Below are 26,441 nucleotides of genomic sequence, written 5' to 3' on the forward strand. Positions count from 1 at the left end.
CGGCGCACCCTCCCCCTCCGCGTCCCTTCTCACATGGCTGGAGATCCCCCGCCCGGCGGTCTCTCTCCCGCCGGATCATCAGCCGACCGGGGAAGTTCCAGCCAGACGTCCTCTTCTGCACAAGTCGAGAATGGCGCGGGTGTCGGATGAAACCTGTTGGTGAGCCTCCGGGGTGCCATGGCGTCGACGATCATCGGCGAATGGCCGCACCTCTCACACTCGTTCAGCACCATGGCGGCATCGCCCGCGCAGCGCAATTGGCTCCGTTCGGCTGCACGCGGAAGGACCTCTCCGTCGCAGTGCGACGTGGCGAGCTCCTCAGGCTTCGACCCGGCGTCTTCGCCGCACCCCGATGCCCGGATGCCGTGCAGACCGCCGCTCTGCATGGCGGCGCGCTCACCTGCGCGGGGGCTCTGCGCCTGCACGGAGTGTGGGTTCTGCGCGACGATCAGGCGCCGCACGTCTGGCTGGGGCAGGCGGGCCGAACACACGAACACCGCGGATGCCGGTGCAGTGAGCATTACCGAGCCGGCACGATGAAGCTGGGATTGGCGCCGATCGAAGACGCCCTGGTGCACGCTTACGCCTGCCATGGCGACGAGTTCTTCTTCGCCGCTTTCGAATCCGCGTGGTCGATGCGGTTGATCGGAAGCGCGGCCCGGCAGCGGATCAGGAAGTCCTTGCCCGCCGGTGCGCGCTGGCTCGTCGATCTCGCCCGCAGCGATGCCGACAGTGGTCTCGAATCCATCGTCCGCCTTCGCCTGCACATGCTGTGCATCACGGTCGAGACGCAGATGACCATCGCCGGGGTGGGGCGGGTCGACTTCGTGATCGAGAAGCGGCTGATCCTCGAGGTCGACGGTCGAGCGAATCACGCCGGGGCCGAGCGGCGTCACCACGACCTCACGAGGGATGCCGCAGCATCCCGTCTCGGTTTCGAAACCCTCAGGTTCGATTACGCCCTGATCATGTACCAGTGGGATGTCGTGGCCGCCGCCGTGCTATCGGCGCTCCGACGTGCGCAAGCGTGACGCGGATGGCTGGAATCTCCCCGTATGGCTGGCCGAACGGCCGGGTTCGGCCAGCCAAACGGGAAATCGTCAGCCGGTCGGCATGCCAGGCGGGCTATTCGACCGTGACGGACTTCGCGAGGTTGCGGGGCTGATCGACGTCGAGACCCTTCGCGGTGGCGAGCGCCATCGCGAAGACCTGCAGCGGCACGACGGCGAGCAGCGGCTCGAACATCGGACCTGCGAGCGGGATGCGGATGACCTCGTCGGCGAACGGCAGCACGGCCGCGTCGCCCTCTTCGGCCACGACGATCACGCGCGCACCGCGGGCGCGGATCTCCTGGATGTTCGACACGACCTTGGAATGCACGAGCGCGGAGTGCCGCGGCGACGGCACGAGCACGAACACCGGCTGTCCCGGCTCGATAAGCGCGATCGGACCGTGCTTGAGCTCGCCCGCGGCGAAGCCCTCGGCGTGGATGTAGGAGATCTCCTTGAGCTTGAGCGCACCCTCGAGCGCGATCGGATACCCGACGTGGCGACCGAGGAACAGCACAGAGCGGGTGTCGGCCATCCAGCCGGCGAGCTGCGACACGTGGTCGTTCTCGGTCTCGAGCACCTTGGCGATCTTGTCCGGCAGGGCGGCGAGCTCCGCGACGTCGACCGACGCATCGGTCACCGAGCCGCGAACCCGACCCATGTGCAGCCCGAGCAGCAGCAGAGCGGTGATCTGCGCCGAGAACGCCTTGGTCGAAGCGACCGCGACCTCGGGCCCGGCATGGGTGTAGACCACGGCATCCGACTCCCGCGGGATCGTCGCGCCCTGGGTGTTGCAGATGGAGAGCGTGCGGGCGCCGCGCTCGCGGGCGTACTTGACGGCCATGAGTGTGTCCATCGTCTCGCCCGACTGGCTGATCGACACGACGAGCGTGTCGTCGCCGATCACCGGGTCGCGGTACCGGAACTCGTGCGCGAGCTCGACGTCGACGGGCACACGCGCCCACTGCTCGATCGCGTACTTGCCGACGAGCGCCGCATACGAGGCGGTCCCGCAGGCGGTGATGATCACGCGGTTGATGCCGGTGAACAGGTCGTCGAGTCCGTCCAGCTCCGGGATGACCACCTGGTCGCCCTGGATGCGGCCGCGGATGGTGTTCGCGACGGCCTCGGGCTGTTCGGCGACCTCCTTGGCCATGAAGCTCGACCATCCGCCCTTCTCGGCGGCCGCGGCATCCCACGACACGTCGAACGGCTCCGCCTCGACGGGAGTTCCGGCGAAGTCGGTGACGGTGACGGCGTCAGGCGTGATCGACACGATCTGGTCCTGGCCGATCGCGAGCGCCTTGCGCGTGTGCTCGACGAACGCGGCGACGTCGGATCCGAGGAAGTTCTCGCCCTCGCCGAGGCCGATCACGAGCGGCGAGTTGCGTCGGGCACCGACCACGAGCCCGGGGTGGTCCTGGTGCATCGCGAGCAGCGTGAACGCGCCCTCGAGGCGGTTCACGACGTTTCGGAAGGCGAGCTGCAGATCCCCGCCGTTGCTGCGGTACTCGCGACCGAGCAGGGCCGCGGCCACCTCGGTGTCCGTCTCGCTGCGGAACGCCACTCCGTCGGCCGCGAGCTCGTCGCGCAGAGTCGCGAAGTTCTCGATGATCCCGTTGTGGATGAGGGCGAGGCGATCGTCGTCCGCGAGGTGCGGGTGCGCGTTGACGTCGGTCGGGCCGCCGTGGGTCGCCCAGCGGGTATGGCCGATACCGGTGCTTCCGTCGGGCAGAGCGGAGTCGGCGAGCGAGTCGCGCAGCGCCGAGAGCTTGCCGGCCTTCTTGCGCATACCGAGCGAACCGTCCTCATCGATGACGGCGACGCCGGCCGAGTCGTAGCCGCGGTACTCGAGGCGGGCGAGGCCGGCGAGAAGGATGTCCTGGCTGGGGCGCGGGCCCACGTATCCGACGATTCCACACATGAGATACAGAGTAAGCTTCTCGTTTTGAGAGGGTTCCGAACGAACCCTCGGAGCCCCACACCAGGCGGACGCCGATGATCAGAGCTTGCGGAGGAGCACGCTCTCGACGCTGTGGTCTGCGCCCTTGTTCAGCACGAGCCGAGCCCGGTGCCTGGTCGGCATGACGTTCTCGACGAGGTTCGGCATGTTGATCTCGTTCCAGTAGCCGAGGGCCGTCGTGATCGCCTCCTCATCGGTCAGGTGCGCGAACACGTTGAAGTACGACGAAGGGTTCGAGAACGCCCCCTGTCGGAGGGCGAGGAAGCGGTCGACGTACCACTTCTCGATGTGCGACGTGTCGGCGTCCACGAAGATCGAGAAGTCGAACAGGTCGCTCACCGCGACGTCGTTCGGGGCGGGCGGCGGCTGCAGCACGTTGAGCCCCTCGACGATGACCACGTCCGGCCTCCGCACGACGACGTGGGCGTCCGGCACGATGTCGTACCGCATGTGCGAGTAGAACGGAGCGCGTACCTCCGCGGCCCCGCTCTTGACCTCGGTGAGGAACTCGATGAGCGAGCGGCGATCGTAGGACTCCGGGAAGCCCTTGCGCTCCATCAGGCCGCGTCGCTCGAGCTCGGCGTTCGGGTAGAGGAAGCCGTCGGTGGTGACGAGCTCGACCCGAGGTGTTCCCGGCCATCTGCTCATGAGCTCGCGCAGCAGACGTGCGATCGTCGACTTGCCCACCGCGACCGACCCGGCGACGCCGACGACGAACGGCGTGGTCGAGTCGTCCTCCTGCAGGAAGTCGCTCGTCGCCGCCCCCAGCCGCTTGGTGGCCGTGGCGTAGAGGCTGAGCAGGCGGCTCAGCGGCAGGTACACCTCGCTGACCTCGGTGAGGTCCAGCCGATCCCCGATGCCCCGAAGCTCGACGACCTCGGTCTCGGTGAGCGGCTGATCGAGGTCCGCAGCGAGCCGGGCCCACTCCCGGCGTCCGATCTCACGGTACGGAGACAGCGGAAGGGCGGGGTCGACGGTGGTCACCGCATCATCGTAGCGGGGCACCGGTAGTCTCTTGCCGTGCGCCTGGGAGTCCTCGACATCGGATCCAACACCGTCCACATGCTGGCGGCCGACGTGCGTGCGGGAGGACGACCGCTCGCGACGACCAGCGACCGGACCGTGCTCCGCCTCATGCGCTACCTCACCGACGACGGGGCGATCTCCGAAGACGGCGTGCGCGCGCTCGTGGACGCGGTGCGCCGGGCCCGCCGGGTCGCCGAGGAGGAGCGCGTCGACGAGCTGCTCGCCACCGCCACGAGCGCGGTGCGGGATGCGACGAACGGCATCGAGGTCATCGCCCGCATCGAGGACGCCCTGGGCCAGCCGCTGCAGGTCCTCGACGGCGAGACCGAGGCGGAACTCACCTTCCTCGCCGTGCGTCGCTGGTTCGGGTGGTCGGCCGGCCAGATCCTGCTGCTCGACATCGGCGGTGGCTCGCTCGAGATCGCCGCGGGCGGAGAGGAGCTGCCGGATGCCGCGGCATCCGTCCCGCTGGGAGCCGGCCGCATGACCGTGCAGTTCCTGCCCAGCGATCCGCCCGGCGAAGACGATGTCGAGAGACTGCGCACGCATGCGGCAGCGACCCTGGATGCTGTGCTCCCCCGGTTCGCCGCACTACCTCGCCCCGACCACGCGGTCGGGTCTTCGAAGGCGATCCGCTCGCTCGCCAAGCTCGTCGGCTACCCGGTCCCCGGATGGTCGGGGTCGGAACGGATGCTGCTTCCGCGCGCCGCCCTGGGATCGTGGATCCCGCGGCTCGCCCGCCTTCCGGCATCCGCTCGTCAGGAGTTGCCGGGCATCACCGCGGATCGCACATTCCAGATCGTCGCGGCGGCGGTGTCGCTGCACACGGCGATGTCGGCGCTGGACGTGGACGAGCTCGAGGTCTCCCCGTGGGCGCTCCGCGAAGGCGTGCTGCTCAGATACATCGAGCAGCTGGGCCAGGGGCGCCCCTGACCCAGCGCTCGCTGACCGAGGTCAGAGGGCGAGGCGTTCGCGCACCACGTCGGCGAGACGATCGGCGTAGGCCTGCGCCGATTCGACGTCGGCCGCTTCGACCATGACGCGCACGAGGGGCTCGGTGCCCGACTTCCGGAGCAGGACCCGCCCGGTGTCTCCGAGCTCGGCCTCGACGTCGCGGATCGCCGCCTGCACGACGCCGTCGGAGCCGACGGCGTCCTTGACGACGTCGCGCACGTTGATGAGCACCTGTGGGTACACCGTCATGACGCTCGCCAGTTCGGCGATGGACTTGTTCTGGCGGGCCATCTCGGCCACCAGATGCAGGCCGGTGAGCAGGCCGTCGCCCGTCGTCGCGAACTCGCTCATGATGACGTGCCCGGACTGCTCGCCGCCGAGCGCGTAGCCGCCCTCGTTCATGTCCTCGAGCACGTAGCGGTCGCCGACCGCCGTCTGGCGCACGGTGATGCCGTGCTCGCGCATGGCGACGTGCAGGCCGAGGTTGCTCATGACCGTCGCGACGAGAGTGTCGTCGGTCAGGTGACCGCGCTCCTTCATCGAGACGGCGAGGATCGCCATGATCTGGTCACCGTCGATGATGTTGCCCTGCGCGTCGACCGCGAGGCAGCGGTCGGCGTCTCCGTCGTGCGCGATGCCGATGTCGGCACCGAGCCGGACGACGGCTTCGGCGAGGTTCTCGAGATGGGTCGACCCTACGCCGTCGTTGATGTTCCAGCCGTCGGGGTCGGCGCCGATCACGGTGACCTCGGCTCCCGCGTCGCGGAACGTCTCGGGCGAGACGCCGGATGCCGCGCCGTGGGCGCAGTCGAGCACGACCTTGATGCCGTTCAGGCGGTTCGGCAGCGACCCGAGCAGGTGCACGACGTAGCGGTCCTCGGCGTCGGAGAAGCGGATGATCCGGCCGACGCCCGCGCCGGTCGGGCGCAGCATCTCACCGGACATGGCCGCCTCGATGCGCTGTTCGACGACATCGGGCAGCTTGCGTCCACCGCGGGCGAAGATCTTGATGCCGTTGTCGGGGGCGGCGTTGTGCGACGCCGAGATCATGACTCCGAAGTCGGCATCACGGTCTGCGACGAGGAACGCGAGGGCCGGGGTCGGGATGACGCCTGCCTCGAGCACGTCCACGCCCGACGAGGCGAGACCCGCCGACACAGCGGCCTCGAGGAAGTGACCCGAGACCCGGGGGTCGCGGGCTACGACTGCGGTGAGTCGCTTGCCTTCGGCTTTGCGAGCCTCCGCAGTACGGCCCTGGCCCAGGACGACAGCAGTCGCCTGGGCCAGGGTGAGCGCAAGGTCGGCGGTGAGGATGCCGTTGGCAAGCCCTCGCACGCCGTCCGTGCCAAAGATCGGCATCGGAACAGTGGACCTTAACGCTTGGAGTACTGAGGCGCCTTACGGGCCTTCTTGAGTCCGGCCTTCTTGCGCTCCTTGACGCGAGCGTCGCGCGACAGGAAGCCGGCCTTCTTCAGGGTCGGACGGTTGTTCTCGACGTCGATGCCGTTGAGGGCACGGGCGATGCCGAGGCGCAGCGCGCCGGCCTGACCCGAGGGGCCACCACCGGAGATGCGCGCGATGACGTCGTAGCCGCCCGCGAGGTTGAGGACCGTGAACGGGTCGTTGATCAGCTGCTGGTGCAGCTTGTTCGGGAAGTAGTCCTCGAGCGTACGGCCGTTGACCGTGATCGTTCCCGAACCGGGGACGAGGCGCACGCGGGCGATGGCCTGCTTGCGACGGCCGACTGCGGCACCCGGGACGCTGAGCACGGGGCGGGGGGCCGCCTCGACAGCGTCGCTCTCGGGAGTCGAGGTCGAGAAGTTCTGGAGGTTTTCGGTGGAGTCCTGGATGTCAGCCACGAGTATGTCCTTAGTCTGTACGGCGCTTACTGGGCGACCTGGTCGAGGGTGTACGGCTGGGGCTGCTGCGCGGCGTGCGGGTGCTCGCCACCCGTGTACACCTTGAGCTTCGACAGCTGCTGACGGCCGAGGCTGTTCTTGGGGAGCATGCCACGGATGGCCTTCTCCACAGCGCGGACCGGGTTCTTCTCGAGCAGCTCGGCGTAGTTGACGGCCTTGAGACCACCCGGGTAGCCCGAGTGACGGTAGGCGATCTTCTTCTGGAGCTTCTGACCGGTGAGCGCGACCTTGTCGGCGTTCACGATGATGACGAAGTCACCCGAGTCGATGTGGTTGGCGAAGGTCGGCTTGTGCTTGCCGCGCAGGAGCGCTGCGGCGTGCGAGGCCAGGCGGCCGAGAACGACGTCGGTGGCGTCGATGACGACCCAGTCGCGCTGGACTTCGCCAGCCTTGGGAGTGAAAGTGCGCGTCACGATAGTGCTGCTTTCTTGTTCGAACGGAGAGGTTCGTGAATCCCACTCCGGGGTGGTTCCGACCTGTCGCGCGATGCGCAGGAGGGGGAACACGCCAGTGGAGGGCTCACGTTCGCGGCACCCGGCAGTCGAGTACCAAAGAGACAGCTTACGTCATGCGGCGCGATCCCCCAAACCGGGCATCACGCGATGACGGTGCGCTCCCCCGGCACCAGCACGCGCAGACGGTCTTCGCGGCCCGCGTGCGCGAACATCCCGACCAGCCGCTCGGTCGTCTCGGAGAAGTGGAACCACCCCTCGGTGTGGACGGGGACCACGAGTGCATCGCCGAGCACCTCGGACGCCTCGAGCGCAGTCCTGGCGTTGAGGGTGAGGTCGGCGTCGCCGAAGCGGCCGACGTTCGCGGCTCCGGCGAACAGGACGGCCACGTCGATCAGGGGGAAGCGGGACGCGATCTCGCGCACGACGTCGACCGAGGCGTTGTCGCCGGACACGTACACGGTCGGCCAGCCCTCGGACTCGAGGACGAAACCCGTCACGGTGCCCGATTGCGCCTCGGCGCCCTCCGGTCCGTGCAGCGCGGGGACGGCGGTGACGGCGACGGATGCCACCTCGCGGCGCTCCCACGGCGCGAGGCCGGTGACGTGCGGGATGCGGTCCGCGGACTCCGGCGTCCCCAGCACGAGGTCGGCGGTCGGCAGGAGCTCCCGCCCGGCGCCGTCGAGGTTGTCGGGATGCTGGTCGTGTGAGAGCAGGACGACGTCGATCTCGCCGAGCGCGGAGGCGGGGACGGCCGGGCCCGTGAGCTTGTAGAGCGTCGCGCCGCCCGGGTACTCCCCCGGCGCGTCGAACGTGGGGTCAGTGAGGATCGAGAGCCCGGCGTAGGACAAATGCAGGGTGGGGCCGCCCACGAGCAGCGCGGAGATCGTCATCCGACCAGTCTCAGGCATCCACTCTTCGGGGTCCAGGCGCGTGCTCGTCACGACGCCGGCACAGCGGTCGGAGGTCAGTCGAGCCGCGCCGTGACGAGGATCGGACGGTGGTCGCTCGATCCCTGCGGGAGCGTCGTGACGCGCTCGATCTCGAAGCCGGCGGAGGTCGCGAAGTCGTAATGTCCGCGGAAGACGCGGTATCGCGTGTACGTGTGGTCGTCGCTGAGGGTGAGCGCATAGCCGTGCTCGCGCACCGCGTGGCCGAGATTCTCCTTGAACACGGGGTAGTTGTAGTCCCCCACCATGAGTTGCGGGAGCCCCTCGCCGAGGGTAGCGAGTTCGGTGAGGGCTGCACGGATCTGATGCCGGCGCAGGGAGTTCAACGCGGTCAGCGGCGCGGCGTGGAACGACGCGGCGATGAACTCGCGGCCGGCGTCGATGTCTCGCAGGCGGGCGCCGAGCACACGCTCGTGCGCCGGTTTCGCGATGCGGTCGTGCAAGGACTTCTTCAGCCCGATCGTGCGGATCCCCTGCAGATGGAACGCGCTCTCGCGGTAGTACATCGCGAGGCCCAGTCGATTGCCCTGGGTGGCGTCAGCGAGCGCCAGGTCCCCGATCCGCTCGGGCAGATGCGCCACATCGCATTCCTGGAGGCACAAGAGGTCGGGGTCGTGCGCGCTCGCAAGCGCGACCAGCTCACCGGCGGCGCGGTGCTTGCGCAGGTTGTACGAGATGACCTTCATGACTCCGGCAACGTTACCGTCCGTGGCTGTGCTCCGGCTCCGTCCCCGCGAGATGCTCGGTGGATGCCGGGCGGCTGCGCCACGGCATCCGGCTCCCGCGTCAGTCCTCGTGGAACTGGCGTCTCGCCCTGGTCTGCTCCGCCCGGGCCGACAGCAGCTCATCCGAGGGGTATCCGACCTCCGTGAGTGTCAACCCTCGCGCCGCGAGCACCTTGAACTCACTCGTCCGGATGAGGGCGTCGCGGAGCACGACGAGGTCGTCGATCCCGAGCCGCCCCTCGCCGACCGCCGCGCACGCACCCACGAGGGCACGAACCATGCTGTGGCAGAACGCGTCGGCCTTCACCTCCGCTACGAGCACGCCGTCTGCATCCCGCTGCCACCGGTAGTCGAGGAGGGTGCGGATCGTCGTCGCCTCCTCGCGCGGCTTGCAGTAGGCCGCGAAGTCGTGGAGTCCGATGAGGGTGCGCGCCGCGGCATCCATCGCCTCAGCGTCGAGCGTGCCACGATGCGTCGTGGTGTCCAGCCGGCGCAGCGGGTCGTACCCCGACGCCTCGTCCGCGAGCCGGTACCGGTATCGGCGCCACACGGCCGAGAAGCGCGCGTCGAAGCCCTCCGGGGCGAGCGACGAGCGCGTGACCGTCACATCCGGGTAGGCGCCGAGCACCCCCCGCATGCGTCCCGCGATGGAGCCCGCCGGGTCGTTCGCGGCCCGGCCGTGCCGCGACTCGATGCGTGCCCACTGCTCGTCATCGAGGTCGACGTGCGCCACCTGCCCGGAGGCGTGCACCCCGGCATCCGTCCGCCCCGCGACGACGAACTGCACCTCGGAGCCGACGATGCGGGCGAGCGCCGCCTCGAGCGCGCCCTGAACCGTGCGGAGGGAGGGCTGCTTGGCCCACCCGCGGAAGTGAGTGCCGTCGTAGGCGATGTCGAGCCGGATGCGCACCACTCCAGCCTAGGGGCGGAGGCTCAGATGCCTCCGTCGATCGACCGGATCGTCACGTTCGGCTCGTCTGGCACCATCACCTGCGTGTCGCGGTTCAGGCTCTCGCCGCGGAAGAACCGCTTCGATCGCGGGAACAGGTACCAGAGGAACATCAGCACCAGTCCGAACGCCAGCGAGCCGATGCCGATCACGAACGTGCCGCCGATGCCGAAGAGCACCGTGTAGCCGTAGTCGACGTCCCACATGTCGATCGCCGACTGCACGAACGCGTAGGTGAGCATGAGTCCGCCGAGCAGTGGGAAGAGACCCTTGAAGAAGAAGTCGCGCGCGGAGTTCCGCAGATCCTTCCGGAAGTACCAGACGCACGCGAACCCGGTGATCGCGTAGTAGAAGGCGATCGCGAGCCCGAGCGACAGGATGGAGTCCTGGAGGATGTTGTCGCTGATCAGCGTCATGCCGACGTAGTAGACCGAGGCGACCACACCCATGACGATCGTGGAGAACGAGGGCGTCTTGTACGTGGGGTGCACGTCCTTGAACTTCGCGGGCAGGGCGCGGTACACGCCCATCGCGAGGGTGCCTCGGGCCGTCGGCAGAATCGTGGTCTGCGTCGACGAGATCGCGGAGATGATCACCGAGACCACGAGCACCCAGCCGAACGGGCCGAGCAGTCCGTCCTTGATCGCGAGGAAGAAGTCGTCGGCGTTCGCCTCGTTGCCGAGACCCGTGCCGTCCTCCCCCAGACCCGCGTACATCATCGCGGCGATCGTGACCGCGACGTACGTGAACAGCAGGATGATCGTGGTCAGCAGGGCGGCACGGCCGGGCGTGCGCTTCGGGTCCTTCGTCTCCTCGTTGAGCGCGAGGCAGGTGTCCCACCCCCAGTAGATGAAGAGCGCGAGCAGGATCGCCTCGATGAATCCCGAGTAGTCGGTGAAGGCGAAGGGGTTCAGCCAGGCGATGTCGAAGGGCGTCGGGTTCGGAGCAGTGCCGGCGAAGAACTGCCACAGCGCCGCGACGATGAAGATCGCGAGGGCGAGGTACTGGATCCCGAGCAGGATGTTCTGGATGCGCTCACCGATCTCGACGCCGCGCCAGCTCACCCACGTCATCGCCGCGATGAAGAACACGGCGACGAGGATGATCCGCCAGTCGTTGTTCTCGAGATCGAAGCCGATCAGAGACCAGAAGTAGACCGAGGCGATCTGCGCGAGGTTGGCCAGCACGACCATCCCCGCGACGGCGACGCCCCACCCGCCCATCCAGCCCACCCACGGCCCGAACGCCTTCGTCCCCCACGTGAAGGTGGTGCCGCAGTCGGGCACGGCGTTGTTAAGCTCCCGGTACGCGAAGGCGATGAGCAGCATCGGGATGAACGCGATGATGAACGCGATCGGGGCCTGGGCGCCGACCGCGAGCACGACGAACCCGAGCGTCGCGACGAGCGAGTACACGGGCGCGGTCGAGGCCAGACCGATGACGGTCGACCCCCACAGCCCCAGCGAGCCGCTTGCGAGCCCCTTGCCGTCGGGTCGTTCGAGGTGGATGGGCGTCGTTGCTGACATGTTCAGAAGATACGGCTTCAACGCATATCGCGTCAATCGTTTTCTTGCACCGAGGGATTTCGCGGCTCAGTGGGCAGTGAGACGACGAAATCCGTCGGGTCAGTCGCGGTCGAGCATCCCGTCCGCGTGGTCGGCGACCCACGCGACCAGCGGAAGCATGTGCTGCATGAGATCGCGCCCGAGCGGGGTGAGGCTGTACTCGACGTGCGGCGGCACAGTGGGGAACGATTCCCGATGCACGAGCCCGTCGTCGGCGAGAGTGCGCAGGGTCGACGCGAGCATCTTCTCGCTGATGCCGCCGACCTCGCGGCGCAGCTCCCCCCAGCGCCGGGTGCCGTCGGACAGGCTCGACAGCACGAGCACTCCCCACTTGCTCATGACGTGGTCGAGTATGACGCGCGTGCTGCATCCCGGCTCGAAGACCTGCGGGATCGACTCGCGGATCTGCGCATAACTCACCGTCATGTAGGTACCTTACGTCAAAGTGGGTACCCGCGATACGGAATGTTCCATGACGAAGGGGCGGTTGAGCGAGATGTCAGCAACGAAAGGACACCCCATGACCATCCTCGTCACCGGCGCAACCGGCCAGCTCGGCCGCCTCGTCATCCAGAGCCTGCTCGAGCGCGGCGCCGACCCGCGGTCGATCGTCGCGGGCGCCCGCGACACCGCGAAAGCCGCCGACCTGGGCGTTCGCGTCGCGCGCCTCGACTACACGGACCCCTCCTCGATCGCCGCAGCGCTCGACGGCGTGGACACCGTCCTCCTCATCTCGGGCTCCGAGGTCGGTCAGCGCGCGCCGCAGCACCAGGCGGTCATCGACGCGGCCAAGGATGCCGGGGTGACGAAGTTCGTGTACACGAGCGCTCCGAAGGCCACGACCAGCGATCTCGTCCTCGCGCCCGAGCACAAGGCCACGGAGGAGGCGATCACCCGGGCCGGCCTGCCGGCCGTGATCCTCCGCAACAACTGGTACACCGAGAACTACGCCGCCGACCTCGCCCGCGCCGCCGAGACCGGGGTCGTCGCCGCCGGCGCCGGCGACGGACGGGTGGCGTCGGCGAGCCGCAAGGACTTCGCGGATGCCGCGGCGGTCGTGCTCCTCGAAGAGGGCCACCTCGGTCAGGTCTACGAGCTCGGCGGCGACGTCGCGTGGAGCTACGACGATCTCGCCGCGGCGATCGCCGAGATCACGGAGCGCGAGGTCGAGTACCGCCGCCTGACGCCGGACGAGCAGGCCGAGGCGCTGCGTGCGGCGGGTCTCGACGACGGGACCGTCGGCTTCGTCGTCGCTCTGGACGCCGGCATCGCGGGCGGCGCACTCGCCCACACCGACGGCACCCTGGCCCGGCTCATCGGCCGCCCGACGACGCCGCTCGTCGACGGTCTGCGCGCGGTCGCGTGAGAGACGGGAGGGCGTCGGATGCTCCGGCGCCCTCCCCCGAATCCCGTCCCAGACGGCTCCGTCTCAGGCGCGGTTCTCGCGAGAGTGCACGTACGCCACCGTGAGAACGATGGACGAGAGCCGGGCCCCTTCCTCATCCAAAGCCTCGTCGACCGCGGCTCGCACGGCGCGCAGGGTCTCGCCCGCGCCGGGCACGAAGTCGATGCCGAGGGTGGCCTCGACGCGCACACCCGACTCCTCCGACGAGACCACCACGACCGGATCGCCGCCGGCACGCAGCCCGATCGCCGCAGCGCCCGCTCCGACGATGTTCGACACGAGCGACCCCGAGCGATAGACGTCACGCACTCCCGACGTCGCCCGCACCGCTGCCTCCACACGCTCTACCAGCACCGGGGTGATGTCGGTCATGACCGCCCCTCCGTCCAGTTCTCGACCCTCTGGATGTCGCGCACGGTGATGTCGATCGACGTCACCCGCATGTCGGTGTGCCGCCGAACGCGATCGGCGACCTCCGTCCGCAGGTGCGACACCGCCTCGGGGATGGGTTCGCCGTAGAGCATGCTCACCTCGATGTCGATCGTCACGGGGGTGCCTATCGTCGTCACGTCGCCGTCGAGCGCCGTTCGCCCGACGAGGACGCCGGGGACCGCGTTCTCCGCCGAGCGGATCAGCCCGCGCAGGGCGCCCTCGGTGATGCCGAAGTCGACGCCGGGCTCCTGCCCGTCGAGGGGGACGCGGCGGCCGGCCCGAGCATCCAGAGCGATGCCGCTCAGGATGCGGTCGACCCAGCTGTCCTCGACCGGCGGCATCGCCGCAGCATCCGCATCGATGAGCTGCCCACCCAGCCCCTGCAGCCTCGCGAGCGCGTCGAGGGCGAGCTGACAGCCGGGCGATCCCTCGATGGAGGGGTCGCGCGGAGTCCTGTCCGCCTCGAGATAGTCGGCGAGCTCGTCGAGCGTGTGCCCGTCGAGGTCGCCCGGTTCGAGTCCGAGCCGGCGCACCTCGGGCGCTCCCTGATCGTCGCTCATCGCCACTCCTCCATTCGAACGATCATGTACTTCCTCGCGCGCGAGAGCAGGCCGCGCGTCGTCGACACCGGGATGTCGAGCTCCTCGGCGATCTCGTCGTACGAGTAGCCGCCCATCTCGCGGAGCACCCAGCACTCCCGCTGCGCGGCCGGCAGCTCCTGCAGCGCCGCCCCCAGTGCGGCGATGCCGGCCCGGGCCTCGACCACGTGGTCGGGCCCGGCGTGGGACGGCGCCGGCTGCTCGATCTCGTCGACGTCGACCGTCGGACGGAGTGCTCGGATGCGGTCGACCGCCTTCCGGCTCACGATCCGCATCAGCCAGCTCTTGACCTTCCCGGGGTCCTCGAGCTCGGAGAACCGCTGCCACGCCGTGACGAAGGTCTCCTGCACGATGTCGTCGACATCGGCCGAGGCGTTCAGCATCCGCTGCGTATATGCGCGCATCATCGGCGTGTACCGCCGGACGAGTACGGCGAAAGCAGCGACATCCCCGTCGATCGCTCGACCCGCGACGATCCGATCGTCGGCGAGTTCGAGAGCTCCGCGAAAAGGGCCCGTCGCCATGTATCCATCCCCTCTTTCGTTCCCCCAGTGGGGATTCGGAGCAGAACACGCAGCGGATCGATCGTCACCCGATCGCCTGCGCCGCCCATCGTGAATCCCTTCCCGCCTCTCAGCGGAGTCCCTGCCTCAGCACCGCGAACGTGCTGAGGGTCGTCGTCCCCACGACAACCCTCAGCACGGGTCGCAGTGTCGCGACACCTGTAAGACGCACCCCACCCCCGAAACGTCACAAAGTTCTCCAAAGTTGCACTCTCGGGATGATGGTGCATAATTGCACTCTATGGACGAGAGTGCAGAGTCAACCCGCGAGCAGCGCAAGCGCGAGACCGCGCGCGCCCTCACCGACGCCGCACGACGGCTGACGGTCGAGCACGGCTTCGCCGGGTTCACGGTCGAACAGCTCTGCACCGAAGCGGGAGTCTCGCGACGCACGTTCTTCAACTACTTCGAGAGCAAGGAGAACGCGGTGTTCGGCGTCACCGCGGTCGATCTGCGTCAGGAGGCTCTCGAGAGAGCGTTCGTCGGCGCGCACGGCGAGCTGCTCGACGACTTCATCCGTCTCACGGTGGATCGTTTCGGGCTCATGAATCCGCTGGACGACGCGCCCGCCATGTTCGCCGTGATCGAAAAGGAGCCGCGCCTGCTGAGGGCCGCGTTCGAACAGCTCGCCAAGAACGAGCGCCGAGACACGGACCTCATCCTCGAGCGCACCGGCGACTCAGAGGGCGCCGCACTGCAGGCCGAGGTCATGGTCCACACCGTCGGCGCCCTCGTGCGGCTGAGCATGGACCAGCTGCTGCACCACCAGTCCACCGAGCCGTTCGGCGACCTCATCGCCCGCCGTCTCGACGCCGCCCGTACCGTCTTCGCACAGAAAGCCGACTGATGTCCGCCACCGCCACCAAGGACGCGCCGTTCCTGCTCACCAAGCGGCGCATCTGGATCATCTTCAGCGCCCTCATCGCGGGCATGCTGCTCGCCAGCCTCGACCAGACGATCGTCTCTACGGCGATGCCGACGATCGTCGGGCAGCTGGGCGGCGTCGACCACCAGGTCTGGATCACGACCGCGTACCTGCTCGCCACCACGATCGTGATGCCGATCTACGGCAAGTTCGGCGACGTGCTCGGGCGACGCAACCTCTTCCTCGTCGCCATCGCCCTCTTCACCCTCGCGTCGGTGGGCTGCGCGTTCGCCACGGACTTCTGGATGTTCGTCGTGTTCCGCGCGCTCCAGGGACTCGGCGGTGGCGGTCTGATGATCCTCTCCCAGGCGATCATCGCCGACATCGTGCCCGCCAACGAGCGCGGCAAGTACATGGGACCGCTCGGCGCCGTGTTCGGGCTGTCGGCCGTCGCCGGCCCTCTGCTCGGCGGGTTCTTCGTCGACCACCTCACCTGGCAGTGGGCGTTCTACATCAACATCCCGGTGGGCATCGCGGCGTTCATCATCGCCGTCGTCGCGCTGCAGCTCCCGAGCAAGAAGGCGGAGAAGCCGATCGACGTCTTCGGCGTCGTCTTCCTGTCGATCGCCACCACCTGTCTGATCTTCTTCACCGACTTCGGCGGCGACGCCGAGTTCGGCTGGGACTCCGGCGCGACCTGGGCCTGGGGCGCCGGCCTCGTCGTCGCGGCTGCGGCGTTCATCTTCACCGAGTCGCGGGTGCAGGACCCGATCATCCCGCTGAGCCTGTTCCGCAACCCGATCTTCGTGAACGCGACGGCGATCGGCCTCGTGCTCGGCATCGGCATGTTCGCGGCGATCGGCTTCGTGCCGACGTTCCTGCAGATGTCGTCCGGCACGTCTGCCGCGGCATCCGGCCTGCTGATGATCCCGATGATGGTGGGCCTGATGGGTACCTCGATCTTCTCGGGGATCGCGATCTCCAAGACCGGGAAGTACAAGGTCTATCCGATCGTCGGCACGATCATCACGGGCCTCGCGATGGTGGCGTTCACGACGCTCTCGGCGTCGACCCCGATCTGGCTGATCTGCGTGTTCCTGTTCTTCTTCGGCGCAGGACTCGGGCTCATCATGCAGGTCGTGGTCCTCGTGGTGCAGAACGCGGTGCCCGCCGGCGAGATCGGCACTGCGACGAGCACGAACAACTACTTCCGCGAGGTGGGTGCCTCGCTCGGCACCGCCGTGTTCGGCACGCTCTTCACGACGCGACTCACCGAGAACCTGCTGGGTGTCTTCGGCGGCGCCGGTGCCTCGCCCGAGGAGGCCTCGCAGGCCGCGTCGACCATCGACCCCGCGACCCTCAGTGCCCTCCCCGACGAGGTGCGCGACGGCATCGTCACGGCGTATGCGGATGCTCTCGCGCCGGTCTTCTGGTATCTCGTGCCGTTCATCGCGGTGGCGCTCCTGCTCTCGCTCCTCTTGAAGCAGATCCCGCTCTCCGACCAGGCGGGGCTCGTCGCGCGCGGCGAGGCGATCAGCGGCGAGGAGGCGGAGCGCCTCGAAGCCGAGCAGCGCGGGCTCTCCGGGTCATCGGCCCGCACCGACGCCGGGGATACCAGCGGCCGGTGAGGACGCAGAAGGGCCCGGGACTCACGCGGAGTCCCGGGCCCTTTGCCGTTCAGGTCTCGAACATCGGCGTCGGCGTCGCGAAGCGCGTCGTCCTCGTGTCGATGCCCCTCATCGTGGCGAGGATGTCGGCCTTGAGATCGCGGACGCGACCAGCCGGGAGCAGCCCCTTCTCGCGGCGATCGTTCCAGGGCGAGCAGTCGGGGAACTCCTCGCGGTCGGGCCACCTCGGCACAAGATGAGCATGTAGATGCGGATCGCGATTGCCGAGGATGGAGACGTTCACACGGCGAGCTCCGGTCGCCAATCTGATCGCCTTCATGGCGATCTGGATGTCGCGGAGGAATCCCATCATCGAGTCCATCGGCAGCGACTCGAGGGAATCCGCATGCTGCGGGAACGCGAGGATGCACCTGCCGGGAAAGCGATCGTCATTGTAGAGCCCCAGCTTGCCGTGCGTCGAGGTCGCGATCGGCTCCCAGAGCTCGAAGCCGCACGTCATGCAGGGCGTGTCTGTCTCGAGTGCGCTCGTCAGTGAAGACATCTTCAGATCACCATGTACTCGCGGGAGAAGGAGGCGAAGGGTTCTGCGTGGAAGATCCCGCACAGATCCTCGTGGAGTTGTTTGCCCAGTGTACGCATGGACCCGAAGCCCTCGGAGTTCTTCCTGTCGTCCCCTATGAAGTCCGCCTCGATCGTTGCGCGCCATTCGGCACGCCCTGAGCTCTCGATGAACCGACTCGACGCGGTCACGACCCGGCGGCACCGCTCTCGCACCGCCTCGTCGCCGCCCTTCGCCACGTGAGCGAGCAGACCGAGCAGACGCTCGAGCGCCGGCGTCGAGTACTGATCGAGCAGGTACTCGAGCTGGTCCTCGCAGCCTGTGTCACAGCGGTGCAGGAGGTACAGAGGGGCGATCGAGGCGACGTAGCAGAGCTTGCGGGGTATCAGCAGCTTGAGATACCGCAGCGCCTTGGGGTTCTTCTGCGTGGCTTTCGCCTGATAGTCGACCGCGATGGTGCGCCAGTATCGGATGATGTCGTTCAGGAGGTAGCGCGGAATCTGGTCCGACCCGTCCTTGGCCTTCACATATGCGTCGAGGACACTCCTCAGGGCGTTCATGTGGGGCCGCGCCAGGGAGACCGATTCCTCGAGGAACAGGATGCGCCGTGTGGTCGTATGGTTCGTGTCCTCCTGCAGACCGATGTTGGTCACGAGGTCCGCTACGGCGATCGTCTCACCGAAGAGCCTGCCGTCTCCCGGTTCGCTGAGCGTGACTCCGTCGACGAGCTTCGATCTGAGGTTCTCGATGAGCGGCGTCACGTCGAACGAGTTGGGCTCCGACGTCACGACCAGCCAGTCGAGATCGGACTGCGGAGTGAGTTCGAAGCGCGCGAGCGATCCGAAGGCGACGATGTCATGACCGTCGGGCAGTCTTCCGTCGGCATCCAGCGTCCGGCGCGCCTCGACGATCGCTATGCGCGACCGCTGCATGGCCTGCTCGAGCGGCGCTCGGGTGGCGTCATTCACTCGCAGATCGCGGAAGACCTCATCGCGCCACTGCGCACGGTCGGCCTCGTCGAGCTTCAATCCCAACAGCGTCACCCCCAGCGGACTCGATTCAGGGTAGCTCGCGCGCCCGCTGCAGCAGCGGTGCTGTGAGCGGAATACCGGTATCGCACACCCAGCGGCCGGTGAGGACGCAGAAGGGCCCGGGACTCACGCGGAGTCCCGGGCCCTTCTGTCATCCGGTCGCCTGTCAGGGCAGGTCGGCCACGTCGACCTCGTCGTCGTCGCCGGAGGTCTGCCCCTCCCCGGGCGTCGCCTCGTCGGGTTCAGGATCACGGTCGTTCGTCACGAAGTCGGCGTCCACGCCGGTCGCGTCGATCTCGGCCTCGTCACCTGGTGGCATCTGAGGGTCTGACATGATCACTCCGATCTCTGCTGCGGACAGGAACTCCAGTCTCGTCGCGACAGAGGATCCGGGCGACCCCTTGACAGCCGGTCAGAGGATGCCGGTGAGCACGCCGCCGTCCGCTCGGAGCGCTGCACCGTTGGTGGCCGATGCGACGGGGCTCGCGAGATAGGCCACGAGGTTCGCGATCTCGCCGGGATCGATGAAGCGCTCCAGCAGGGTCGTGCGGTTCTGGCCGATGATCGCCTCGCGCATCTCGCTCTCGGACGTGCCGCTGATGCGGGCGATCGCCTCGACCGAGGCGGCGACGCCCTCGGAGTACGTCGGGCCGCCGAGCACCGTGTTGACGGTGACGGCGGTGCCGCGCGTGAGCTTCGCAAGGCCGTTGGCGAGCGCGAGCATCGCCGCCTTCGTCACCCCGTAGTGCACCATGTCGCCCGGGACGTTCACGCCGGACTCGCTGCTGACGAACACGACGCGTCCCCACCCTCGCCGCAGCATCCCGTCCAGCAGCGCGCGCGACAAGCGGACGCCGCTCATCAGGTTCACCTCCAGGTACCGGGACCACTCCTCGTCGTCGATGGCTGCGAACTCGGCGAGACCGAACAGTCCGACGTTGTTGACGAGGATGTCGACATCTCCGAGATCGTCGATCAGACGCGCGACCGCATCCGCATCGGCGAAGTCCGCCGCGAGCCCCGACACCGCCGCACCGGGGCACTCGGCTCGGAGACGCTGCACGGCCCCGTCGAGTCGTCCTGCGTCGCGCCCGTTGAGCACCACCTCCGCTCCCTCCGCCGCGAGGGCTGTCGCGACGGCGAAGCCGATCCCCTGGCTCGATCCGCTGATGAACGCCCTCTTGCCCTGCAGTCGCAGATCCATCCCATTCCCTTCCGGACGCGTTCGCGCCGTGATGACTTGCTTGAGCAAGTGATGCTACGCGTCGTTACTTGCTCAAGCAAGTCATCAACGCCTACGCTGTCACCATGACCGACCCGCACAGATCCGCGCTGACTCCCGACGAACTCGCGATCTGGGCGTCACTGGCATCGATGCTGGAGCGTCTGCCGGCCGCGCTCGACGCGCAGCTGCAGCGCGACAGCGGGCTGACGCACTTCGAGCAGGGCATCCTGCAGGCGCTCGACCTGGCGCCCGAGCGCACTCTGCGCCTGAGCACGATCGCCGCCTATGCGAGCTGCACCCTGTCGCGGCTGTCCCGCGCCGTCTCCCGCCTCGAGAAGAAGGGGTGGGTGCAGCGCCGGGTCGATCCGACCGACGGACGCTTCACGCTCGGAGTGCTCACGGATGCGGGTCATCGCGCGGTCGTCGACTCCACGCCCGGCCATCAGGCGCTCGTGCGCGAGCTCGTCTTCGATGCGCTGACGGCCGCGCAGACGCGTCAGCTCGGCGAGATCAGCCGCCGCATCGCGATCGCCGTCGGCCCCGGCGAGCCGTGGAGCCCACCGCCTCCCGCCTGACGTCCGCGGCCTGGTCTCCGAGCGCTCACTCGTGCTCGGGCAGCACCGGCGTCGACCATCCGGGATCCCGTCCGACCTGGGTCGCCCGCGAGAGCGACGCCGACCCGAAGCGCTCGCGCACCGCGTCGAGGACCGAGTCCAGCTGCTGGCCTCCCTCGTCGTCGAACGGCAGCTCGGCGGGCGCGCGGTCGGCGCCGGCGAGCTGCGAGAGCGAGATGCCGATGAGCGTGATCCCTCGCTGCGAGATCTCCGGACCGGCGGCGACGAGGAGTCCGCGGGCCAGCGCGAGCAGCACCGAGGTACGGCCCGTCGGCGTGCGCAGGGTCTTCGACCGCGTCGCTTTGGCGAAATCGCCGTATCGCAGCCGGAGCACCACCGTGCGGCAGACGCGATCCCGCTCGCGCAGCCGCCTCGCAAGACCGTCGACGATCTGCGTGAGGATGACGTCGAGCTCCGCCTCCGAACGGGGCCGGGACCCGAGCGCGCGCTGCGATCCGATGGAGGCCCGCCGCCGCGCGGTGTCGACGGGCCGAGGATCGCGCAGCCGGGCCAGCGCATGCAGGTGCGCGCCGCTCGCCTTCCCGAGCAGCCTCTCCGCCGTCGCCTCCTCGAGCTCTGCGAGCTCGCCCACGGTATGGATGCCGAGGCCATGGAGCTTCTCGGCGGTCGCCGCCCCGACGCCCCACAGGCGTTCGACGGGAAGCGGGAGGAGGAACGCGTGCTCCCATTCCGGTTCCACGATCAACAGGCCGTCCGGCTTGCTCACGGCACTCGCGACCTTGGCGAGGAACTTCGTGCGAGCGACCCCGACGGAGATCGCCAGACCCACCTCGGTGCGCACTCGCTCGCGCAGACGCACCGCGACCTGCTCCGGGCTGCCGGCGAGGCGGCGGAGACCACCGACCTCGAGGAACGCCTCGTCGATCGAGATGCCCTCGACGAGCGGGGTGGTGTCGCGGAAGATCGCGAAGACGTCGCGGCTCGCCTGGGAATAGACATCCATCCGCGGGGGCACGACGACGGCCTCCGGGCACAGCTCGCGCGCTTGCCGCCCGCCCATCGCCGTCCGGACTCCGCGGGCCTTGGCCTCGTAGCTCGCCGCCAGCACGACCCCTCCGCCGACGATCACCGGTCGCCCGCGGAGCGCGGGGGCGTCTCGCTGCTCGACCGAGGCGTAGAACGCGTCGAGGTCGGCGTGCAGCACGGTCGCCTCCTCGCGCATCACGCCTCCCTTCGGCATCCGATCGGGAGAATCGTCGCACCGACCCCCGACATCCGCGGGCCGAGGGCATGCAGACGTGGCCGCCCCGATCGAGATCGGGACGGCCACGCGAAGGACCCGAGTGCTACCGCTGACGCAGACGGCGGCGCATGAACAGCGCCGTGCCGAGGCCGAGGGCCGCGAGCGCGATCCACACCGCGGCGAACGGGAGCTCGCCGCCGGTCTGCGCGAGGCCGTCGGCCGCCGCTCCCTGCGCGGCGGTCACCGTGACGGCGGCCCGCACCTGCGAGCCGTCGGGGAGGATCACGACGAGCGTGTGCGCGCCGTCCGAGACGGATGCCGGGATCTGCACGGTGGTCGCGAACTCCCCCGCGATCGTCGCGGTGACCGTGCCCAGGCTCACGGGCGTCGAGTGGAGCTCGAGCCGCAGCTGAGCATCCGCGGCGAAGCCGGTGCCCGAGACACGGAGCGACCCGCCTGCCGCGACCGTCTGCGAGCCGAGCACGACGGTCGGGTTCTCCGTCTCCGGCTCGCTTTCGGCGATCGTCACCGCGGCGCTCGTCGCCTGCGCCGGCAGGTAACCGTCGAGCGAGCCGCTGACTCGGACGGAGAGCGCGCGCCCGGCCAGCGCGGCCGGGACCGTGAACGCCGCCGAGGTGGCGCCGTCGACAGCCTCGCCGTCGACCAGCCACTGGTAGGTGAACGCGGTGCCCGTCGTCCATTCCCCCGGCTGCGCGGTGACCGTCTCGCCGACCTTCGCGGTGCCGGTGATCGACGGCGTGCCGACGACGAGATCACCCGGCTCGGCGGCGGCCAGGCAGGCTTCGCCGCAGACCACGAACTCGGCCTGCAGCCCCTTGTGATCGCTGGTCCACAGCGTCTGGGGGGTGAAGATCTCCTCGTCCGAGACCGGCAGCGCACGCGCGCCGCGCACGATGTCGCCCTTCGGTCCGACGATCCGGGTGCTCTCCAGGATCAAACGCTCGTCCGGCGCGAAGAAGATGTAGTCGATCCGGTCGCGCTCGTCGGCCTCCGGAGCCCACGCGAGCTGCGAGACGCTGACGTTGGGGGTGTCGGCGGGCCATGTGAAACCGGGGTGGGTCACGGGGTCGGGGTAGGTCGCGCGGTACGCGTCGACGAGGCCGCCATCGCGCAGGATGCTGGTGGTCTGCCACGGTGCGACGACGCCGTTGTGGTCGTAGAGGTTCGCGGTCGCCTCGGTCCAGTCCAGCGTCGACGGCTCGTTCATGTCGGCGCCCATCATCGTGAGGCGTCCGGCTGCACGCTCGGTCGCCATGTCGGCGGTCAGCGCAGTCGCGGCGGCAGGGCGGCCCGAGGCCTCGTTGGCGGCGAGGATCTGCGGAACATCCGTCACCGGGGCGCTGAGCTTGTTCCAGCCGCGCCATTCGGCCGGGAAGCCGGCGCCAAGTACGTCACCGGCGTAGCCGCGGGGCAGGTACGTCGCGTAGTAGCGGTACTCGAGGTGGCCGCCGTAGGCCGCGATCTGCGTGTCGCCCACCTGGACGATCGCCTTCATCCACCCGCCCTGGGTACCAGGGACGCTCACAACGCCCGCGTCGACGATCGGGTAGCGCGAGATGACCCCTGCGCTGCCGCCCGTCGAGTGGTAGTCGAATCCGAGGTCACGCGCGATGGCCGCCGCGCCGCTCTGCGCCTCCTCCACGAAGATGAGGTCGGCGCCGATCTCGGCGAGCATCGTCGCGTCGGTGGTCTTGCCCCACAGGTTGAGCTGCACGACCGACAGCGCGATCGGCTTCGTCGGATCGACCGCGGGACCCTCGTAGGGCGCCTCCGCGACCGTGAATGCGACGGGCTCGCTCACCCGCGTGTAGCCGTCGTCGTAGAGGTACTCCACGCGGTAGTCGCCGGCCGGGAGCGGGTTGCCGGATCGGTCCTTCGCGGGTAACTGCACCGAGCCGGAGGCTCCGGGCGCATACGCCCACGCCATGCCGCAGGCGTCGCAGGGCTCGGGCTTCGATGCGGGGTAGATCGCGACCCAGTTCTTCGCGCTCGGGCGGTCGGTGGCGAAGTCGATGGCGAGGTTCGCGCCCGGCGCGACCTCGGTGGTCGATAGGGTGATCTCGGATGCCGCGGCAGCCGCGGCCGGAGCCGCACCCATCAGTGGCGATACGACGAGCACGCCTGCGGCGAGAAGTGCCGCGAGCAGTGGGACGCGCCGGCGTCGGCGCGATCCGGGGGCGGGAGACGAGGACATGTCTACGATGTTCCTTCCAGAGACGCGATCGGCACCCGTCGGGAGCCGGCGGAAGGCTCGGATGACCTCCCTCGACGCGAGAGAACCGCCGGGAGGTGACAGGCCGGTGAACGCGAAGGGACCGGACGAGGACACGCGAGCCGGCGGAGCCGAAGTCGAGCGCCCACGATGCGCACCTGTTCAGGACCGGGAGGGGTGACGCCGCCGGCACCGTGTTCGCGTACTCGGCCTGCGTCCGAGGCCGCACGTGCGTTGGAGCAGTGACCTTCCGCCCCGCTGACCGCGTCTAGGTCGATGAGTCGAAGGCTCGCGGGTACTACGTCGTCGCGACTGCCACGGCCACCGGCGACGTCCACGCCTCCGAACGGATGCTCCGGGAGCTTCTCAAGCCAGGTCAAAGCCGGATCCACTTCAAGAGCGAGAGCGACAGCAGACGCCGTCAGATCCTTTCGCGCATGTGCGCACTCGAGGTGCGGGTGTCGGTATGGGTAGTCAAGCGCCGACCCGACAGGGAGGCGCGGCCACTATCGCCGGCCGCACTCACTGAGGACGCCGTTCGCGCGGGTGTGGCACAGCTGATCCTCGAACGCGACGAGTCCCTCGAACGCGCCGACCGGCGACTGATCGCCGACGTAATCCGCCGTGCTGGATCGCCGGAGATGCAGTAGCGGCATGTCGCGCCGCACGAGCATCCGCTGCTCTGGGTGAGCGACGCCGTCGCCTGGTGTTACTCAAACGGCGGTGACTGGATCCGTCGCACCGATGCGATCGTCGGGTCCCGAATCACTCGGCTTTAGAAATACGTGAGCCTGGCTCGTCATACCGTCCGGAAGACTGCCAGGCTCCGAGGGCTACTGCCCGCCGTGCCATCAGTCTACGTCGGTGAGCCCGTGATCGAACCAGAACCATGTGCCCTCGACGCCGGAAACCGGCCATCACACCCGCGAACCGCCGGCACTGAGCGCAGAACCTGCCCGGATACGCCAAAAGCCCCGGATCATCCGGGGCTTTCGTTCTGTAGCAGGAGCGGGGCTTGAACCCGCGACCTCACGATTATGAGTCGTGCGCTCTCACCAACTGAGCTACCCTGCCGCACGGCATCCGCACTGCAGATGCGAATACTGCGAGCCCCGAGTCAGGATTGAACTGACGACCCCTTCCTTACCATGGAAGTGCTCTGCCACTGAGCTATCGGGGCGTGCTGCCCCTCGCGGGGCAACCACACGAGAATACCATCACAGTGGCGTCCTCATGAAATCGAGGCGGGTCAGTACGAGTACCGACCCGCGTTCTCACGGAGCCACGGCAGCGGATCGATCTTCGCGCCGTTGACGATGATCTCGAAGTGCAGGTGCGCGCCGTAGGAGCGGCCCGTGTTGCCGGTGTGACCGACGACGTCGCCGACCTTCACGGTCTGCCCCGCCTTGACCTGCAGCGAGCCGTACTGCATGTGCGAGTAGTGGCTGGTGACGACCTCTCCGTCGATGACGTGGTCGATGTAGACCGTGACGCCGTAGGCGCCGCCCTGCTCGGTCGCGATGCGCACCACGCCGTCGGCGACGGCCTGGATCGGGGCGCCCTCGCCGGGCACGAAGTCGATGCCCTCGTGCAGACGGCCCCAGCGCATGCCGAAGCCGGAGCTCATGCCCACGCCGACCTTGAACGGCCACTGGATGGCGGCCTCGGGGTCGTTGGTGAAGACCTCGTTGGAGTAGTTGATGCCCTCTTCCGATGCGACCTCGACGAGCGACATCGTGGAGAAGCTGTCGGAGCGGGCCAGCGACTCGTTCTGCACGTCGGACGACGTGACGAACGCCTGGATCTCATCGCTCTTGCCACCGGTCTCGCCCGCGCCGGAGGCGGCGACCAGCGACGTGGCCGACAGCGGCTGACCGCCCTGCACGGCGGCGACGGCCTCCGCGGGAAGCGTCATCCCCACCGCGAGCAGACCGGCGAGGCTCATGACGCCGACGGTCGCACCGACGGCCAGGAACTTCCGCGCGGGCGGACGGCGGCGAGCCACGTGCGCGGCGGCCGGCGCCTCATCGGCCGGAGCCGTCGCGGGCTCGGCGACCGGCTCCTCGGCCGACGCTGTGGGAGTCGGGCCGGTGGCGACCGCGCGGAAGACGCGGGATGCGGTCGTGAACGGATCGGCGTCGAAGTCGGCCGCGTCGGGGATCGACGCCTCGGCGGCGACCCGCTCGGCGGCGGCCGGCTCTGCGGCGACCTGCTCTGCGGCGGCCGACGCTTCTGCGCTCTCGACGGCCTCGACCGGAGCGGCCGCGTCGGAGTCGGCGGGCTCGAGGTCGGTGGACTCGGATGCTGCGGTCGCGGCGGCCACGGCTGTGGCGGCGACGAACACCTCTGCGGTGGTCAGTCGTTCACGGGCGGCGCGGCGAGACAGCGGTGCGGCGGAGACGGGGGAAGCGTCTTCGGAGTCGGCTGCCTTTACCTCTGCCGCGGTGGCCACGATGGGCTCGGTGCGGAGTCGGCTGGACCGGCGCGTGGGCGCAGAGGCAGCCTGGGGGTTCTCGAAGGGCAAAACGAAT

26 protein-coding genes, 2 tRNA genes and 1 pseudogene are annotated in these 26,441 nt (G+C 68.8%); 7 read left to right on the top strand and 22 right to left on the bottom strand.

All coding sequences use genetic code 11. The features are described from left to right. Positions 1-200 precede the first annotated feature (200 nt). A pseudogene (locus RAC81_RS04575) lies at positions 201-335 on the top strand (type IV toxin-antitoxin system AbiEi family antitoxin domain-containing protein); the annotation flags it as partial. Positions 336-536: 201 nt separating this feature from the next. Then, entirely contained in the window at positions 537-1,031 is a 495-nt protein-coding gene (locus RAC81_RS04580; protein WP_375081511.1) for an endonuclease domain-containing protein, read from the top strand. A 94-nt stretch (positions 1,032-1,125) separates the two neighbouring features. On the opposite strand, the gene glmS is transcribed toward RAC81_RS04580, so the two are convergent. Continuing rightward, a complete protein-coding gene (gene glmS, locus RAC81_RS04585) occupies positions 1,126-2,973 on the bottom strand; it encodes a glutamine--fructose-6-phosphate transaminase (isomerizing) (protein ID WP_375081226.1) in 1,848 nt (615 codons plus the stop codon). A gap of 78 nt (positions 2,974-3,051) precedes the next feature. Continuing rightward, entirely contained in the window at positions 3,052-3,996 is a 945-nt protein-coding gene (gene coaA, locus RAC81_RS04590; protein ID WP_375081227.1) for a type I pantothenate kinase, read from the bottom strand. A gap of 36 nt (positions 3,997-4,032) precedes the next feature. Here coaA and RAC81_RS04595 point away from each other — a divergent pair, with 36 nt between their 5' ends. Continuing rightward, positions 4,033-4,971, top strand: a complete 939-nt coding sequence (locus RAC81_RS04595) for a Ppx/GppA phosphatase family protein (protein ID WP_375081228.1) — start codon at positions 4,033-4,035, stop codon at positions 4,969-4,971. Between the two features lie 21 nt (positions 4,972-4,992). Here the strand turns inward: RAC81_RS04595 and glmM are convergent, their stop codons facing one another. From glmM to RAC81_RS04635, 8 genes are all read right to left on the bottom strand, one after another. Beyond that, positions 4,993-6,351, bottom strand: a complete 1,359-nt coding sequence (gene glmM, locus RAC81_RS04600) for a phosphoglucosamine mutase (RefSeq protein WP_375081229.1) — start codon at positions 6,349-6,351, stop codon at positions 4,993-4,995. Between the two features lie 14 nt (positions 6,352-6,365). Further along, positions 6,366-6,851: a 30S ribosomal protein S9 gene (gene rpsI, locus RAC81_RS04605; protein ID WP_096714316.1), complete on the bottom strand. Its 486-nt coding sequence runs from the start codon at positions 6,849-6,851 to the stop codon at positions 6,366-6,368. 26 nt (positions 6,852-6,877) lie between these two features. Continuing rightward, on the bottom strand, positions 6,878-7,324 hold the full coding sequence (rplM, locus tag RAC81_RS04610) for a 50S ribosomal protein L13 (RefSeq protein ID WP_096714317.1): 447 nt from the start codon (positions 7,322-7,324) through the stop codon (positions 6,878-6,880). Between the two features lie 182 nt (positions 7,325-7,506). Next, positions 7,507-8,256, bottom strand: coding sequence for an MBL fold metallo-hydrolase (locus tag RAC81_RS04615; RefSeq protein WP_375081230.1), 750 nt, complete (start codon positions 8,254-8,256; stop codon positions 7,507-7,509). A gap of 74 nt (positions 8,257-8,330) precedes the next feature. Further along, a complete protein-coding gene (locus tag RAC81_RS04620; protein WP_375081231.1) occupies positions 8,331-8,999 on the bottom strand; it encodes an endonuclease/exonuclease/phosphatase family protein in 669 nt (222 codons plus the stop codon). 100 nt (positions 9,000-9,099) lie between these two features. Next, positions 9,100-9,948, bottom strand: a complete 849-nt coding sequence (truA, locus tag RAC81_RS04625; protein WP_375081232.1) for a tRNA pseudouridine(38-40) synthase TruA — start codon at positions 9,946-9,948, stop codon at positions 9,100-9,102. Between the two features lie 23 nt (positions 9,949-9,971). Next, positions 9,972-11,513, bottom strand: a complete 1,542-nt coding sequence (locus RAC81_RS04630) for an APC family permease (protein WP_375081233.1) — start codon at positions 11,511-11,513, stop codon at positions 9,972-9,974. A 99-nt stretch (positions 11,514-11,612) separates the two neighbouring features. After that, positions 11,613-11,978 (bottom strand): winged helix-turn-helix transcriptional regulator, encoded by a 366-nt coding sequence (locus RAC81_RS04635; RefSeq protein ID WP_375081234.1) that lies wholly within the window; start codon positions 11,976-11,978, stop codon positions 11,613-11,615. A gap of 94 nt (positions 11,979-12,072) precedes the next feature. Here RAC81_RS04635 and RAC81_RS04640 point away from each other — a divergent pair, with 94 nt between their 5' ends. Next, positions 12,073-12,918 (top strand): SDR family oxidoreductase, encoded by an 846-nt coding sequence (locus RAC81_RS04640; RefSeq protein WP_375081235.1) that lies wholly within the window; start codon positions 12,073-12,075, stop codon positions 12,916-12,918. Positions 12,919-12,981: 63 nt separating this feature from the next. On the opposite strand, the gene RAC81_RS04645 is transcribed toward RAC81_RS04640, so the two are convergent. The 3 genes from RAC81_RS04645 to RAC81_RS04655 are packed head-to-tail and all read right to left on the bottom strand — an operon-like array spanning position 12,982 to position 14,512. Continuing rightward, positions 12,982-13,329, bottom strand: coding sequence for a hypothetical protein (locus RAC81_RS04645; protein ID WP_375081236.1), 348 nt, complete (start codon positions 13,327-13,329; stop codon positions 12,982-12,984). After that, positions 13,326-13,949: an Asp23/Gls24 family envelope stress response protein gene (locus RAC81_RS04650; RefSeq protein WP_375081237.1), complete on the bottom strand. Its 624-nt coding sequence runs from the start codon at positions 13,947-13,949 to the stop codon at positions 13,326-13,328. Before RAC81_RS04650 ends, RAC81_RS04645 begins: the two co-directional genes overlap by 4 nt. Continuing rightward, entirely contained in the window at positions 13,946-14,512 is a 567-nt protein-coding gene (locus RAC81_RS04655) for an RNA polymerase sigma factor (protein WP_375081238.1), read from the bottom strand. Before RAC81_RS04655 ends, RAC81_RS04650 begins: the two co-directional genes overlap by 4 nt. Positions 14,513-14,792: 280 nt before the next feature. Between RAC81_RS04655 and RAC81_RS04660 the strand changes: the two genes are divergently transcribed. Together RAC81_RS04660 and RAC81_RS04665 are read left to right on the top strand one after the other, a co-directional pair. After that, a complete protein-coding gene (locus RAC81_RS04660; protein ID WP_375081239.1) occupies positions 14,793-15,398 on the top strand; it encodes a TetR/AcrR family transcriptional regulator in 606 nt (201 codons plus the stop codon). Continuing rightward, positions 15,398-17,044, top strand: a complete 1,647-nt coding sequence (locus RAC81_RS04665; RefSeq protein ID WP_375081240.1) for an MDR family MFS transporter — start codon at positions 15,398-15,400, stop codon at positions 17,042-17,044. The genes RAC81_RS04660 and RAC81_RS04665 overlap by 1 nt, the downstream gene beginning before the upstream one ends. A gap of 49 nt (positions 17,045-17,093) precedes the next feature. Here RAC81_RS04665 and RAC81_RS04670 read toward each other — a convergent pair whose 3' ends face one another. The 4 genes from RAC81_RS04670 to RAC81_RS04685 form a co-directional block, all read right to left on the bottom strand. Continuing rightward, positions 17,094-17,585, bottom strand: coding sequence for an HIT family protein (locus RAC81_RS04670; protein ID WP_375081241.1), 492 nt, complete (start codon positions 17,583-17,585; stop codon positions 17,094-17,096). Between the two features lie 2 nt (positions 17,586-17,587). Beyond that, entirely contained in the window at positions 17,588-18,646 is a 1,059-nt protein-coding gene (locus RAC81_RS04675) for a nucleotidyltransferase domain-containing protein (RefSeq protein ID WP_375081242.1), read from the bottom strand. 154 nt (positions 18,647-18,800) lie between these two features. Further along, positions 18,801-18,968 (bottom strand): hypothetical protein, encoded by a 168-nt coding sequence (locus RAC81_RS04680; protein WP_251586343.1) that lies wholly within the window; start codon positions 18,966-18,968, stop codon positions 18,801-18,803. 78 nt (positions 18,969-19,046) lie between these two features. Beyond that, a complete protein-coding gene (locus RAC81_RS04685; RefSeq protein ID WP_375081243.1) occupies positions 19,047-19,838 on the bottom strand; it encodes an SDR family NAD(P)-dependent oxidoreductase in 792 nt (263 codons plus the stop codon). 104 nt (positions 19,839-19,942) lie between these two features. On the opposite strand from RAC81_RS04685, the gene RAC81_RS04690 reads away from it, so the two are divergent. Then, positions 19,943-20,434: a MarR family winged helix-turn-helix transcriptional regulator gene (locus tag RAC81_RS04690; protein WP_375081244.1), complete on the top strand. Its 492-nt coding sequence runs from the start codon at positions 19,943-19,945 to the stop codon at positions 20,432-20,434. 25 nt (positions 20,435-20,459) lie between these two features. Here the strand turns inward: RAC81_RS04690 and dinB are convergent, their stop codons facing one another. From dinB to RAC81_RS04715, 5 genes are all read right to left on the bottom strand, one after another. Continuing rightward, complete coding sequence (dinB, locus tag RAC81_RS04695) at positions 20,460-21,656, bottom strand: DNA polymerase IV (protein ID WP_375081512.1); 1,197 nt, start codon at positions 21,654-21,656, stop codon at positions 20,460-20,462. 124 nt (positions 21,657-21,780) lie between these two features. Then, positions 21,781-23,892, bottom strand: a complete 2,112-nt coding sequence (locus RAC81_RS04700; RefSeq protein ID WP_375081245.1) for an endonuclease/exonuclease/phosphatase family protein — start codon at positions 23,890-23,892, stop codon at positions 21,781-21,783. A gap of 1,018 nt (positions 23,893-24,910) precedes the next feature. Continuing rightward, positions 24,911-24,984 (bottom strand) — tRNA-Met (locus tag RAC81_RS04705). Positions 24,985-25,018: 34 nt separating this feature from the next. Then, positions 25,019-25,090 (bottom strand) — tRNA-Thr (locus RAC81_RS04710). A gap of 69 nt (positions 25,091-25,159) precedes the next feature. Continuing rightward, positions 25,160-26,362 carry a M23 family metallopeptidase gene (locus RAC81_RS04715; RefSeq protein ID WP_375081246.1) on the bottom strand — a complete coding sequence of 401 codons (1,203 nt, stop codon included), beginning with the start codon at positions 26,360-26,362 and terminating at the stop codon, positions 25,160-25,162. Positions 26,363-26,441: the final 79 nt, after the last annotated feature.

Origin of the sequence: Microbacterium sp. CR_7, assembly GCF_041954755.1 — a bacterium.
Taxonomy (GTDB): domain Bacteria; phylum Actinomycetota; class Actinomycetes; order Actinomycetales; family Microbacteriaceae; genus Microbacterium.

Excerpts from the sequence above, each read along its gene's own strand:
- RAC81_RS04580 (WP_375081511.1), top strand. The coding sequence starts at position 537 with ATGAAGCTGGGATTGGCGCCGATCGAAGACGCCCTGGTGCACGCTTAC.
- glmS (WP_375081226.1), bottom strand. The coding sequence starts at position 2,973 with ATGTGTGGAATCGTCGGATACGTGGGCCCGCGCCCCAGCCAGGACATC.
- glmM (WP_375081229.1), bottom strand. The coding sequence starts at position 6,351 with ATGCCGATCTTTGGCACGGACGGCGTGCGAGGGCTTGCCAACGGCATC.
- RAC81_RS04615 (WP_375081230.1), bottom strand. The coding sequence starts at position 8,256 with ATGACGATCTCCGCGCTGCTCGTGGGCGGCCCCACCCTGCATTTGTCC.
- RAC81_RS04620 (WP_375081231.1), bottom strand. The coding sequence starts at position 8,999 with ATGAAGGTCATCTCGTACAACCTGCGCAAGCACCGCGCCGCCGGTGAG.
- RAC81_RS04630 (WP_375081233.1), bottom strand. The coding sequence starts at position 11,513 with ATGTCAGCAACGACGCCCATCCACCTCGAACGACCCGACGGCAAGGGG.
- RAC81_RS04635 (WP_375081234.1), bottom strand. The coding sequence starts at position 11,978 with ATGACGGTGAGTTATGCGCAGATCCGCGAGTCGATCCCGCAGGTCTTC.
- RAC81_RS04640 (WP_375081235.1), top strand. The coding sequence starts at position 12,073 with ATGACCATCCTCGTCACCGGCGCAACCGGCCAGCTCGGCCGCCTCGTC.
- RAC81_RS04645 (WP_375081236.1), bottom strand. The coding sequence starts at position 13,329 with ATGACCGACATCACCCCGGTGCTGGTAGAGCGTGTGGAGGCAGCGGTG.
- RAC81_RS04650 (WP_375081237.1), bottom strand. The coding sequence starts at position 13,949 with ATGAGCGACGATCAGGGAGCGCCCGAGGTGCGCCGGCTCGGACTCGAA.
- RAC81_RS04655 (WP_375081238.1), bottom strand. The coding sequence starts at position 14,512 with ATGGCGACGGGCCCTTTTCGCGGAGCTCTCGAACTCGCCGACGATCGG.
- RAC81_RS04660 (WP_375081239.1), top strand. The coding sequence starts at position 14,793 with ATGGACGAGAGTGCAGAGTCAACCCGCGAGCAGCGCAAGCGCGAGACC.
- RAC81_RS04665 (WP_375081240.1), top strand. The coding sequence starts at position 15,398 with ATGTCCGCCACCGCCACCAAGGACGCGCCGTTCCTGCTCACCAAGCGG.
- RAC81_RS04670 (WP_375081241.1), bottom strand. The coding sequence starts at position 17,585 with ATGTCTTCACTGACGAGCGCACTCGAGACAGACACGCCCTGCATGACG.
- RAC81_RS04680 (WP_251586343.1), bottom strand. The coding sequence starts at position 18,968 with ATGTCAGACCCTCAGATGCCACCAGGTGACGAGGCCGAGATCGACGCG.
- RAC81_RS04685 (WP_375081243.1), bottom strand. The coding sequence starts at position 19,838 with ATGGATCTGCGACTGCAGGGCAAGAGGGCGTTCATCAGCGGATCGAGC.
- RAC81_RS04690 (WP_375081244.1), top strand. The coding sequence starts at position 19,943 with ATGACCGACCCGCACAGATCCGCGCTGACTCCCGACGAACTCGCGATC.
- dinB (WP_375081512.1), bottom strand. The coding sequence starts at position 21,656 with ATGCGCGAGGAGGCGACCGTGCTGCACGCCGACCTCGACGCGTTCTAC.
- RAC81_RS04700 (WP_375081245.1), bottom strand. The coding sequence starts at position 23,892 with ATGTCCTCGTCTCCCGCCCCCGGATCGCGCCGACGCCGGCGCGTCCCA.